This is a genomic window from Amycolatopsis vancoresmycina (assembly GCF_000716785.1).
In the GTDB taxonomy this organism is placed as follows: Bacteria; Actinomycetota; Actinomycetes; order Mycobacteriales; family Pseudonocardiaceae; genus Amycolatopsis; species Amycolatopsis vancoresmycina.
In genome coordinates this window covers 38,257-50,865 of the sequence record NZ_JNYY01000019.1, presented here as the reverse complement: position 1 = coordinate 50,865, position 12,609 = coordinate 38,257, and the positions used below count along the sequence as shown (strand labels likewise).

Genomic DNA, 12,609 nt, shown 5'->3' with positions numbered 1-12,609 from the left:
CCAGCCGCGTGCGCACGGCTGACGTCGAACTCGGACAGGACGCGGATCCCCAGTGACGTGGCGTTGATCAGGCCGACCAGCAGAAGACATCACGCCCGGCGTCCTTGTCAACCCTGCGCGGCGGCGTTTCCGAGCGCGGGGTTCGAATTGTTTCAGCGGCTCACTGATTGTGTTCCGATGGTCGCAGCTTGCACACTGTTCAAGCACGTTCGCGCAGCTCCGGGCCCTACCGACGGGTTAACCCGCGCCGGGTTACCGCGGCGGCAGAATTACCGACAGCGGCAACCGGGGCCGATTCCGCCATTGTTCGAATGGTGGGTTATTAATTCCCGCCCGGCCCGGGTGGGCATCCCGGGCCCGCGGTGCGGCAGAATCCCCGCCGTGACCGATGTGGACCTGGAGACCGGCGCCGCGCACGGCAAGCGGGTCGGCTGGGTGGAGCTGTACTTCGACCTGGTCTTCGTGTTCGCGGTGGGCCAGGTGGCGCACAGCATCGTGGCGGACCCGCACTGGGCCCGCATCGCCGGCGCGCTGGGGCTGTTCGCGACGCTGTGGTGGACGTGGATCGGCTTCGCGGTGCTCTACAACCGCCGCGGGGACGACAGCCGCCCGGCCGACCGGCTGTTCGTGCTGGCGGGCACCATCCCGTGCGCGATCGCCGCCACCCAGGTGCACCACGTCTTCGACGGGCACCCCACGGTCTTCGTGGCGGCCATGGCCGCCGTCCGCGTGCTCCTGGCGGCCGCCCACCGGTGGCCGGTGCGGCCCGGGCTCGACCAGCGCCGGATCAGCACGGGGTACGCGATCTCCGCGGTCCTCTTCGCGGTGTCGGCGGTGGTGCCCAACGGCTGGGGGATCTGGGCGTTCGCGCTGATCCAGGAGGCCGGGTTCCTGCTCCTCGGCGGCCGGCACCGGCACCGCGGGGAACGGACGACCGCCCGGGAGCGGCGGCAGGCGATGTTCGACGGGCCGCGCGACCCGAACCTGGCCGTCGACTCCGGCCACCTCGCCGAACGCTTCGGGCTGTTCATGATCCTGCTGCTCGGCGAGCTGGTGATCACGGTCGGCACGGCAGCGCTCGAACGCCCGGCCGACGACTTCGCCTACTGGGCGGCCATGGTCGGCGGACTGGTCCTCGCCGGCGCGCTGTGGTGGCTGTACTTCACCTCCGCCGCGGAGCTCTCCGAGAAGATGCTCGGCCTCTCCGGCGGCAACCCGGCGCTCGCCTATTCGCTGTACGCGGGCGGTCACCTGACACCGGCGTTCGCGCTGCTGCTCATCGCGGCCGGGGTGAACCTTTCGCTGCACGAGTCCCCGCCGGCCGCGTCGGCCTGGCTGCTCACCGCGGGCCTGACGGTCTACATCGCGGGCACCCGCGTCTTCTCGGCCGAGCCCGGCCGCTGGTACCAGCGGGCGGCCCGGATCGCCGCCCTGGTGGTCACGGTGAACCTCGCCCACCTCGGCCGCGTCCTGCCCGCGCCCGCGGTGGTCGGGGTGGTCGCGGTCTGGGGCGTCGGGATGACGGCGGTCAGCACGATCGTGCGCCGAAGGGCCATCGACAGCCTCGGCGACAACCCGCTGGCCTTCCTGCGCAACCGCACCGCTCCGCCGTCGGGCTCCCGGTCCGCCCGTCACGGCTGACCTAGCTGGTCAGGATCTGCGGCGAGAGCGCCTTCAGCATCGCGTTCGCCCACTTCAGCTGCCGCAGCGTCTGCGGGTGGCAGCGGCTCGCCAGCGCCAGCAGCCCGGGCTCCTTCGCCGCCTGCGCGCCCTGCGCCAGCAACTCCCAGTCGAGCGACACGCCCGCCGCGCGGCGGTGCAGGCGGCGCAGGTCCGCCAGCAGCAGCACACCCGGCTCCGGGCGGCGGCCGCCCAGCTCGGACAGTGCCGTCCGCACCGGCTCCAGCGGACCGGGACCGGGCACGTCCTCGCCGAGGTCCAGGCCGTGGTCCCGGCCGGCGCGGGCGATGTCCCGCACGTGCGCCGCCGACCAGCCGGCCAGGTCGCGGGCGAGGTGGTGGATCTCGTGCTCGGCGTGGTGCCGGCCGGACGTCTTGAGCAGGTCCTTGGCCAGCGCCCGCTCCGAGCGGTGGAGTTCCCGCAGGACGAGGTCGAGCTTCATCGGACGACCTCCTCGTCGACGGTCGCGGGCACCGGCCCGGCGGCCGGGGCGGGCACGGGGCCGACCCGGCGCAGCGCGGCCGCGGCCGTCTTGAACAGGGGCTGTTTGGACACCGGGTCCCAGTCGGTGAAGGTGAGCTCGTTGGCCGCGCGGTCGCCGTCCTTGCCCGCCGGGTGCCCGGTGTCCCAGTAGCCGTAGTGGAACGGCAGGAACAGCACGCCGTCGCGGATGCCGCCGATGCGGACCCGGGCGCGGACGGCACCGCGGGGTGTCGAAACCTCCGCGAGGTCGCCTTCGGCGAGCCCGGCGGCGGCCGCGTCGCGTTCGGACACCTCGAGCCACACCTCCGGCGCGGCCGCGCGCAGTTCCGGTGTCCGGCCGGTCTTCGTGCGCGTGTGGAAGTGGTGGATCGTCCGGCCGTTGACCAGGAAGAAGGGGTGGTCCTCGTCCGGTGTCTCGTGCGGCGGGAGGTACTCGGCGCCCTTGAGCATGGCCTTGCCGTCCGGGTTCAGCGCCCGGTATTCGGTGGGTTCCACCGGCGCCCCGGTGACGAGGTCGCGGCCGTAGCTTTCGCAGTAGCCGGGCTGCGCGAAGAACTTCCCGTCGGCGTAGAGCCGTTCGGTCCCGTGTGGACTGTCCGGGGTGCACGGCCACTGGACGCCGCTGACCTCGCGCAGCTTGGCGTAGCTCAGGCCGCTGTAGTCGCACGGCCGGCCCGCCGACGCGCGTTTCCACGCCTCGAACGCGCTTTCCGGGTCGTGCCACTGCGGGAACGGCTCGCCGTCGTTGCCGCGGAAGTCCATGCGCCGCGCGTAGTCCAGGAAGACGTCGAGGTCCGGGCGGGCCTGCCCGGGTGGCTCGACCGCCTTCTCCGACAGGTGCACCGTGCGGTCGACGTTGGTGAACGTGCCCGTCTTCTCCCCCCACATCGCCGCGGGCAGCACCACGTCGGCCAGCTCGGCGGTCTCGGTCGGGAAGGCGTCCTGCACGACCAGGAACAGCCGCGACGAGTCCAAAATGGACCGGATGCGGTGCAGCTCGGGCAGCGAGACGGCGGGGTTGGTGGCCGACACCCAGAGGAACCGCAGCGTCCCGGTCTCGGCGTAGCGCAGCATCTGCATGAGGTGGGTCGGCGGCCCGTAGTGCGGGATCTTGCCGGCGTCGACGTTCCACAGCGCCGCCAGCTCGGCCACGTGCGAGTCGTTGGCCCAGTTGCGGAACCCGGTCAGGTCGCCGTCGGCGCCGCATTCGCGCGTGTTCTGCGCGGTCGGCTGGCCGTTCATCTGCAGCACACCGGCGCCGGGCCTGCCCAGCATCCCGCGCAGCAGCACGAGGTTGTTGACCTGCACGGCGGCCGCGGACGCCTGGTGCGACTGGTAGAAGCCCTGCAGGACCGTGCACAGCAGCCGGTCCGCCGAGCCGAGCAGCCGGGCGGCTTCGCGGATTTCCCCGGGGTCGAGCCCGCAGATCTCCGCGGCGCGCTCGGGCGGGTAGTCCGCGACCGTCGCCGCGAGGTCGTCGTAGCCGACCGTGCAGCGTTCGACGTACGCGCGGTCCACCCGGCCGTGCTCGATGATCTCGTGCAGGATGCCGTTCATCAGGGCGACGTTGGTCCCGGGCAGCGGCGCCAGGTGCAGCGTCGCCGCCCGGGCGACCGGGGTGTCGCGCGGGTCGACGCAGAGCACCGACGGCGGGTTCGGCCCGGCGAGCCGGTCGAGGATGCGCGTCCACAGGACGGCCTGCGTTTCGGCCATGTTGTGGCCGAAGAGGGCGATGACGTCGGCGTGGTCGACGTCGGTGTAGGACGACGGCTGGCCGTCGCAGCCGAAGGACTCCTTCAGCGCCGCGGCCGCGGTCGCCGTGCAGAGCCGGGTGTTGCCGTCGAGGTGGTGGGTGCCGAGGCCGCCACGGGCGATCGCGGCCAGGGTGTAGTACTCCTCGGCGAACAGCTGGCCGCTGGTGTAGAAGCCGAGCGACCCCGGGCCGTGGGCGTCGAGGAGATCCTTGCTGCGCCGGACGATCAGGTCCATCGCCTCGTCCCAGCTCGCCTCGGCGAGCTCGCCGTTCTTGCGCACGAGGGGCGTCGTGAGCCGGTCCGGCGACGAGTTGGCCTGCCAGGCGAAGAGGTCCTTCGGGTCGAGGCGGCCGTGGTTGACGCGGTCGTCGGCGCGGCCGCGGACGCCGGCGATCCGGCCGTCCTTGACCGCGATGTCGAGCCCGTCGCCGTTGGAGTGCAGCACCGCGGCGCTGCGGACCCACCGGTCGACGTCGGCCGGCCGCAGGCCGCCGGCCAGGTGGCTGTCCACCCGGACCGGCCACGGCTCGCCCGGGCCGTAGGGCGTCCTGGTCCCCCAGGGCTCGGTGATTCCGTCGCGCTTTCCCACCGCAAGGACCTCCGATCACGGCCTGATGGCGCCCGGGATACCCCGTCCGCCGGTGGCCAAACGTTTTTCCGCCGACCTTAAGTTGCGCCGCGCAACAATGAACGCGAATCCCTTTCGTCCGCTTCGACGGCCCCGGCAAACCGCTCGAAAGCGGACACCGCGGCGGCGCGCGCCGGGGGGTCGAGCCGGCCGAGGACGTCCGCCAGTACCCGGCGGCGGTCGCGGTCGACCCGGTCCACCAGCTGCCGCCCCGCCGCGGCCGGGGCCAGCAGCGTCTCCCGCCGGTTCAGCGGGTTGGGCGCCTTTTCCAGCAGGTTCAGGGCTACCAGCCGATCACACGCCCGGGTGACCGAGGACGGGTTCAGCGCGAGTTCGCGCGCCACCCGGCCCATCGTGACCGGCGTCCGGTCGACCACCACCCGCAGCGCGCGGAACTGGGTCAGCGTCAGCTGTTCGGTGTTCCGCCCGACGGTGGCGTCGGCGATCATCACCATCGCCCGCAACACCGCCAGGGCCGCGTCGGTGCCGTCTTGCGGCTGCCACGTTTGCGTCACGCAAGTATGATAGACGACGAAAGCGGGTACAGCGATTCGTGAGCGCCGACGGCGACCACGAAAGGAGGCGTCCGCGCCGGTGAAACCGGATCCCGGGCACGTCGAGGCCACGGCCCTGCGCGACTACGTCGAGACCGTCGCCGAACTGCTGCGCGTCGAACCGGCAGCGTCGTGGAGCGAACCCGGCAGCCCGTCGACCGCCTACATCGCACTGGCCGCCCGGCACGCGGGCCGGTTCCTGATGCTGCAGTGGACCGCCGACAGCGGCTGGTCCCTCGCCGTGGAACCGGACGGTGCGGAAGAGCCCGCGGTCCTGGCCCGGTGGCCCGAACCGGCACGGCCGCGGCCCGCCGTCGTGGCCCGCCGGGTCCACGAAGCGCTCACCGAAGCGGCATCGCACGCCAAAGGGAGTACTCATGAGCCAGACAGTCGGTGACTACCTGCTCCAGCGCCTGCGCGAGTGGGGCGTCGAGCAGGTCTTCGCCTACCCGGGCGACGGCATCAACGGGATCGTCGCCTCGTTCGGCAAGGCGGACAACCAGCCCCGGTTCGTCCAGGCCCGGCACGAGGAGATGGCGGCCTTCTCGGCCGTCGGCTACGCGAAGTTCAGCGGCAAGGTCGGCGTCTGCATGGCCACCTCGGGCCCGGGCGCGATCCACCTGCTCAACGGCCTCTACGACGCGAAGCTCGACCACGTCCCGGTGGTCGCCATCGTCGGGCAGACCGCGCGCAGCGCGATGGGCGGCAGCTACCAGCAGGAAGTCGACCTGCAGGCGCTCTACAAGGACGTCGCGAGCGAGTACCTCGTCGAGGTCAACGTGGCCGAACAGCTGCCGAACGCACTCGACCGGGCCATCCGGACGGCCGAGTCGTCCCGCTGCCCGACCGCCCTGATCATCCCCGCGGACCTGCAGGAGGAGCCGTACTCCCCGCCGCAGCACGCGTTCAAGCAGGTGCCCTCCAGCCCGCCGGGCACGGCGTGGTCCCGCTCGATCCCCGCGGAGCGGGACATCGACGCGGCGGCCGAGGTGCTCAACGCGGGCGAGAAGGTCGCCATCCTGGTCGGCCAGGGCGCGCGCGGCGCGGCCGAGGAGGTCCGCGAAGTCGCCGAGGTCACCGGCGCGGGCGTGGCGAAGGCGTTGCTGGGCAAGGACGTCCTGCCCGACGACCTGCCGTGGGTGACCGGCTCGATCGGGCTGCTCGGCACCCGGCCGAGCTACGAGCTGATGCGCGACTGCGACACGCTGCTGATCGTCGGCTCGAACTTCCCGTACAGCCAGTTCCTGCCGGACTTCGGACAGGCGCGCGCGGTGCAGATCGACCTCGACGGCCGGTTCATCGGGATGCGCTACCCGACCGAGGTCAACCTGGTCGGGGACAGCGCGGCCACCCTGCGCGCCCTGCTGCCGCGGCTGACGAGCAAGCCGGACCGCAAGTGGCGCGAGACGATCGAGAAGAACGTCGCGTCCTGGTGGGACACGATCGACAAGGAAGCCGCCGTCGAAGCGCAGCCGGTGAACCCGATGGCCGTCGTGTCGGAGCTGTCGAAGCGGATCCCGGAGAACGCGATCGTCACCGCGGACTCCGGCTCGTCCACCAACTGGTACGCCCGCAACCTGCGCATCCGCGGCGACATCCGCGGGTCGCTGTCCGGCACGCTGGCCACCATGGGCCCGGGCGTGCCGTACGCGATCGGGGCCAAGTTCGCCCACCCGGACCGGCCGGTGATCGCCCTCGTCGGCGACGGCGCCATGCAGATGAACGGCCTCGCCGAGCTGATCACCATCGCCCGCTACCAGCACCTCTGGAGCGACCCGCGGTGCGTGGTCTGCGTGTTCCACAACAACGACCTCAACCAGGTCACCTGGGAGCTGCGCGCGATGGGCGGGGCACCGAAGTTCGAGGAGTCCCAGACGCTGCCGGACGTCGACTACGCCGGCTTCGCGCTGTCGCTGGGGCTCGCGGCCGTCACGGTGGACAAGCCGGAGCAGCTGGCCCCGGCCTGGGACACCGCGCTCACCGCGGGCAAGCCGGCGGTGCTGGACGTCCGCTGCGACCCGGACGTGCCGCCGATCCCGCCGCACGCCACGTTCGAGCAGGTGAAGTCGGCCGCCCAGGCCGTCCTCAAGGGCGACCCCGACGCGTTCCACCTCGTCGCCCAGGGCGTCAAGACGAAGCTGCAAGAGTTCCTGCCCGGGAAGCACCGGTGACGACGGTCGAGCGGGTCGGCGCCCGGGCCTACCGGGTGCCGGCCCCCGCCCCGGAGGCCGACGGCACGCTGACCTGGGACGCCACCACGATCGTCGTCGTGCACGCCGAAGCCGGCGGGATCCGCGGGCTGGGCTGGACGTACGCCGACGCGGCCTGCGTGCCGCTGGTCGAAGGCGTGCTCGCCGAGGCCGTCCGCGGCCGCCCGGTGCTCGACGTGCCCGCCTGCTGGACGGCCATGCAGCACGCGATCCGCAACCTCGGGCGGGCGGGCCTGGTTTCGTGCGCGATGTCCGCCGTCGACATCGCGTTGTGGGACGCGGCCGCCCGGTCGCTCGGGCTGCCGGTGAGCCGGCTGCTCGGCCGGGTGCACGACGAGGCCGCCGTGTACGGGAGCGGCGGCTTCACCACGCTCACCGACGACGAGCTGGCCGCGCAGCTGGACCACTGGGTCCGGCAGCAGCGCATCCCGCGCGTCAAGATCAAGATCGGTGAGTCGCCGGACCGCGATTTCGCCCGGATTGCGCTGGCCCGCAAGGCGATCGGCGACGACACGGCGCTGTACGTCGACGCCAACGGCGCCTACTCCCCCGGCCGGGCGCGCCGCGTCGCCGAGCGGCTCGGGGAATACGGCGTCACGTGGTTCGAAGAGCCGGTTTCCAGCGACGACCTGCCCGGGCTCGCGGCGGCCCGCGTCCCCGGCGGCCCGGACATCGCCGCCGGGGAGTACGGCTACGACCTGCCCTGCTTCGCGCGCATGCTGCCGGTGGTCGACTGCCTGCAGATCGACGTCACCCGGTGCGGGGGCTACACCGAGTGGCGGCGGGCCACCGCCCTCGCCGCCGCGGTCAACCGGGACGTCTCGGCGCACTGCGCGCCGAACCTCTCCGCGCACGCTGCCGTCACCACCCCGAACTTCCGGCACATCGAGTGGTTCGCCGACCACGACCGGATCGAGCGGCTCTTCTTCGACGGCTGCCTCGATCCGGCCGGCGGCACGGTGGCGCCGTCGATGGCCGAGGCGGGGCACGGGCTGACCTTCCGGGCCGAAGCCGCGGCCGGATACGCACTCTGAAGGAGGACCCGCGATGGCCGGCGTTCAGCTGCCCGATCCGGTGGTACGCCAGGATTTCGACGGTCTCGCCGCCGCGCTCCGGGAGCGCGTGACCGGCGAAGTGCGGTTCGACCGCGGGACGCGCGCGGCGTACTCGACCGACGCGTCCAACTTCCGGCAGGTCCCGATCGGGGTCGTGCTGCCCCGGACGCCGGAGGACGCGGTGGCGGCGCTCGCGGTGGCGCGGGAGTTCGGCGCGCCGGTGCTGTCCCGCGGCGGCGGCACCAGCCTCGCCGGCCAGTGCACCAACACCGCCGTCGTGCTCGACTTCTCCAAGTACTGCAACCGGTTGGAGTCCGTCGACACCGACGCACGAACCTGCGTGGTGCAACCGGGCATCGTGCTCGACGAACTGAACCGGCAGCTCGCGGACACCGGCCTGCGGTTCGGGCCGGAACCGGCGACGCACATGAACTGCACCCTCGGCGGGATGATCGGCAACAACTCCTGCGGCGCCACGGCCCAGCGGACCGGCAAGGTCGTCGACAACATCGCCCGCCTGGAAGTCGTCACCTACGACGGAACCCGGTTCTGGTGCGGGGAAACCACCGACGAGGAGTACGCCGCGATCGAGCGGCACGGCGATCCGCGGGCCGCGATCTACCGGCAGCTGCGCCGGCTGCGCGACGATTGCGGCGAGGAGATCCGCCGCCGGTACCCGGACATCCCGCGCCGCGTCTCGGGGTACAACCTGGACTCGCTGCTGCCGGAGCACCACTTCGACGTCGCCGGGCTGCTCGTCGGCAGTGAGTCCACTTTGGTCACCGTGCTGCGGGCCGAGCTGGAGCTGGTCCCGGTGCTGCCGGAACGGACCCTCGTGGTGCTCGGCTACCGGGACATCGCCACCGCCGCCGACGCCGTGCCCGCGGTGCTCCCGCACGAGCCGGTCGCACTGGAAGGCGTCGACCACAAGCTGATCCGGGACGAGCAGATCAAGGGCATGAACCCGGAGGCGCTCGGCGAGCTGCCGCACGGGCGCGCGTTCCTGATGGTGCAGTTCGCCGCCGCCACGCACGAAGAAGCCGAGCGGCAGGCGCACGAGCTGCTCGACGCCCTGCACGACACCGAGCACGAGGCCGACGTCGAATTCCTCGACGATCCCGCCCGCGAAGAGGAGCTCTGGCAGGTTCGCGAGGCCGGGCTCGGCGCCACCGCGCACCTGCCGGGCCGGCCCGACACCTTCGAAGGCTGGGAGGACTCCGCCGTCGCGCCGGAACGGCTCGGCGAGTACCTGCGGAAGCTGACCGCGCTGTACGAAGAGTTCGGCTACGCCGGCGAAACGGGCCCGAGCCTCTACGGCCACTTCGGCCAGGGCTGCGTGCACACGCGGATCCCGTTCGACCTCTACCGCGCCGACGGTGTCGCCACCTACCGGCGGTTCATGGAACGCGCCGCCGACCTGGTGGCGGAGCTGGGCGGCTCGTTCTCCGGCGAGCACGGCGACGGCCAGTCCCGCGGCGAACTGCTGCCGAAGATGTTCGGCGCCGACCTGGTGCTCGCCTTCGGCAGGCTGAAGGCCGTCTTCGACCCCGGGAACCGGATGAACCCCGGCAAAGTCGTCGCCCCCTACCGGCTCGACGAGAACCTGCGCCTGGGCGCGAGCTGGGCGCCCGCCGATCCGCAGGACCTGTACTTCCGCTTCCCCGACGACGGCGGCTCGTTCGCCCAGGCCGCCAACCGCTGCGTCGGCGTCGGCCGCTGCCGGCAGCACACCACCGGCGGCGGGCAGGTCATGTGCCCGTCGTACCAGGTGACCGGCGAAGAGGAGCAGTCCACGCGCGGCCGGGCGCGGCTGCTGTTCGAGATGCTGGACGGCCACGGCGACAGCCCGGTCGGCGACGGCTGGCGCTCCACGGAGGTGCGGGACGCCCTCGATCTCTGCCTGGCCTGCAAGGGGTGCAAGACCGACTGCCCGGCCAATGTGGACATGGCGACGTACAAGGCGGAGTTCCTCGCCCACCACTACGAAGGCCGGCCGTGGCGGCGGCCGCGCTCGGACTTCACGATGGGCTGGCTGCCGGCGTTCGCCCAGGTGGTGGGCAGGCTGCGGGCCGGGCGCGTGGTCAACGCCCTGACGCACACGCCAGGACTGTCCCGGCTGGCGACCCTGGCCGCGGGCGTCGAGGACCGCGAAGTCCCGATGTTCGCCGGGGAAACGCTGCAGCAGTGGTTCGCGCGGCGCGGGCCGTCCGGCACCAGCGCCCGCGGAACGGTGCTGCTGTGGCCGGACACGTTCACCAACTCGTTCCACCCGCACGTCGGGCAGGCCGCGGTGCGGCTGATGGAGGACGCGGGGTGGCGGGTGAAGCTGCCGTCGGCGGCGCTGTGCTGCGGTCTGACGTGGATTTCGACCGGGCAGCTGGGCGTCGCGAAGCACGTCCTGGCCCGCACGGTCCGCGAACTGGCCCCGCACCTGCACGACGGCGGGCTCGTCGTCGGCCTGGAACCCAGCTGCACGGCGGTGTTCCGCGCCGACGCGGCCGACCTGTTCCCCGGCGACCAGGACGTCCGGCGGCTGCGCGCGCAGACGGTCACCCTCGCCGAACTGCTGACCGAGCACTCTCCCGGCTACCGCCCGCCCCGCCTGGACGCGAAGGCGATCGCGCAGGTGCACTGCCACCAGCACGCGGTGCTGGGCTGGGACGCGGACCGCAAGCTCCTCGCAGCGGCGGGCGTCGACGCCGAGCACCTCGACTCGGGCTGCTGCGGCCTGGCGGGCAACTTCGGGTTCGAGAAGGGACACCGGGCGGTGTCGGAGGCGTGCGCCGAGCGGGTGCTGCTTCCGCGCGTCCGTGACGCTTCGCCGGAGACCGCGGTGCTCGCCGACGGCTTCAGCTGCCGCACCCAGCTGCACGAGCTCGACAGCGGCGGGCGGGACGGGGTGCACCTGGCGGAGCTGCTGGCGAGCGGCCTCGACCGGCCGCCGTCGGCTTCGCCACCGCGGCGCAGGCGGACGGCGGTGGTGGCCGCGCTCGGCGCGGGTGCCGCGGCCGCGGTGGGATTCGCGGTGCGCCGGAGCTTGCGGTGACGCGCGAAGTGGGCGCGGCCCCGGCTCCGGCAGCCGGGCCCACGCCGGGCAGCTCGACCGGGCCGGCTCCGTTTCCGCACCCGACAGCCTGCTTCCGATCGGAGGGCCCATGACCAGCGCAACCCCGCACCAGGTCGTCGTCGTCACCGGGGCGAGTGGCGGCATCGGCCGGGCCGTCGCCCGGGCCTTCGGGGCCCGGCACGCCCGGGTCGCCCTGCTTGCCCGCGGCGAAGCCGGGCTCGCGGCCGCCGCCGACGACGTCACCGCGGCCGGTGGGACCGCGCTCGCCGTCCCCACCGACGTCGCCGATTTCGGGCAGGTCGATGCCGCCGCCGAGCGGGCCGAAAAGGAGCTCGGGCCGATCGATGTGTGGGTGAACGTCGCCTTCACGTCCGTTTTCGCGCCGTTCGAGGAGATCGAGCCCGACGAGTTCCGGCGCGTCACCGAAGTCAGCTACCTCGGTTACGTCCACGGCACCACCGCCGCCCTGCGGCGGATGAAGCCGCGCGATCGGGGCACCATCGTGCAGGTCGGGTCGGCCCTCGCCTACCGCGGGATCCCGTTGCAGAGCGCCTACTGCGGCGCCAAGCACGCCATCCAGGGCTTCAACGAGGCCCTGCGCTGTGAGCTGCTGCACGACGGCAGCCACGTCCGCACGACGATGGTGCAGATGCCGGCTGTCAACACGCCGCAGTTCTCCTGGGTCCGCTCCAAGCTGCCGCGGCACGCGCAGCCCGTGCCGCCGATCTACCAGCCCGAAGTCGCCGCCCGCGCGGTGGTGCACGCCGCCGATCACCCGGGGCGGCGGGAGTACTGGGTCGGCGGCAGCACCGTCGGCACGCTCGTCGCGAACGCCGTCGCCCCCGGGATCCTCGACCGCTACCTCGCCCGCACCGGGTACCGGTCCCAGCAGACCGGCGACCCGAAGCCGGTGGACCAGCCGGAAAACCTGTGGGCGCCGGCCGACCGCGGACGCGACTTCGGCGCCCACGGCGAGTTCGACGGCAAGGCGGCCCCGCGCAGCCTCCAGCTGTGGGCGAGCCACCACCACGGCCTCGTCGCCGCCGGAGGCAGCGCGCTCGCCGCGGCGGCGCTGGCGCTGTGGCGCCGGGCCAGGTCCTAGCGCAAGCCGCCGTGACCGGAAGGTCGTTTTCGTCCGGTCCGGCGTCCGCTCGGAAGCCATCTTCACGCGGCCTTTT

The 12,609-nt window shown here is 72.8% G+C and carries 9 protein-coding genes; 6 read left to right on the top strand and 3 right to left on the bottom strand.

Annotated elements, in window-relative coordinates:
• The first annotated feature begins 381 nt into the window (after window positions 1-381).
• Entirely contained in the window at window positions 382-1,641 is a 1,260-nt protein-coding gene (locus OO60_RS35240) for a low temperature requirement protein A (RefSeq protein WP_003058289.1), read from the top strand.
• Between the two features lies 1 nt (window position 1,642).
• Here the strand turns inward: OO60_RS35240 and OO60_RS35235 are convergent, their stop codons facing one another.
• The 3 genes from OO60_RS35235 to OO60_RS35225 form a co-directional block, all read right to left on the bottom strand.
• Window positions 1,643-2,122, bottom strand: coding sequence for a hypothetical protein (locus OO60_RS35235; RefSeq protein ID WP_003058290.1), 480 nt, complete (start codon window positions 2,120-2,122; stop codon window positions 1,643-1,645).
• Window positions 2,119-4,506, bottom strand: a complete 2,388-nt coding sequence (locus OO60_RS35230; RefSeq protein WP_033262986.1) for a molybdopterin oxidoreductase family protein — start codon at window positions 4,504-4,506, stop codon at window positions 2,119-2,121. Before OO60_RS35230 ends, OO60_RS35235 begins: the two co-directional genes overlap by 4 nt.
• A gap of 77 nt (window positions 4,507-4,583) precedes the next feature.
• Entirely contained in the window at window positions 4,584-5,060 is a 477-nt protein-coding gene (locus OO60_RS35225) for a MarR family winged helix-turn-helix transcriptional regulator (protein ID WP_003058298.1), read from the bottom strand.
• Window positions 5,061-5,139: 79 nt separating this feature from the next.
• Between OO60_RS35225 and OO60_RS45190 the strand changes: the two genes are divergently transcribed.
• The 5 genes from OO60_RS45190 (at window position 5,140) to OO60_RS35200 (ending at window position 12,533) form a co-directional block, all read left to right on the top strand.
• A complete protein-coding gene (locus tag OO60_RS45190; protein ID WP_003058302.1) occupies window positions 5,140-5,496 on the top strand; it encodes a DUF6292 family protein in 357 nt (118 codons plus the stop codon).
• Window positions 5,477-7,270 carry a thiamine pyrophosphate-requiring protein gene (locus tag OO60_RS35215; protein WP_003058306.1) on the top strand — a complete coding sequence of 598 codons (1,794 nt, stop codon included), beginning with the start codon at window positions 5,477-5,479 and terminating at the stop codon, window positions 7,268-7,270. The genes OO60_RS45190 and OO60_RS35215 overlap by 20 nt, the downstream gene beginning before the upstream one ends.
• Window positions 7,267-8,343, top strand: coding sequence for an enolase C-terminal domain-like protein (locus OO60_RS35210; RefSeq protein ID WP_003058309.1), 1,077 nt, complete (start codon window positions 7,267-7,269; stop codon window positions 8,341-8,343). Before OO60_RS35215 ends, OO60_RS35210 begins: the two co-directional genes overlap by 4 nt.
• Window positions 8,344-8,356: 13 nt before the next feature.
• Window positions 8,357-11,410: an FAD-binding and (Fe-S)-binding domain-containing protein gene (locus tag OO60_RS35205; RefSeq protein ID WP_033262985.1), complete on the top strand. Its 3,054-nt coding sequence runs from the start codon at window positions 8,357-8,359 to the stop codon at window positions 11,408-11,410.
• Window positions 11,411-11,519: 109 nt separating this feature from the next.
• The gene (locus OO60_RS35200) at window positions 11,520-12,533 is read left to right on the top strand and encodes an SDR family oxidoreductase (protein WP_033262984.1); all 1,014 of its coding nucleotides are present in this window, start codon (window positions 11,520-11,522) and stop codon (window positions 12,531-12,533) included.
• Window positions 12,534-12,609: the final 76 nt, after the last annotated feature.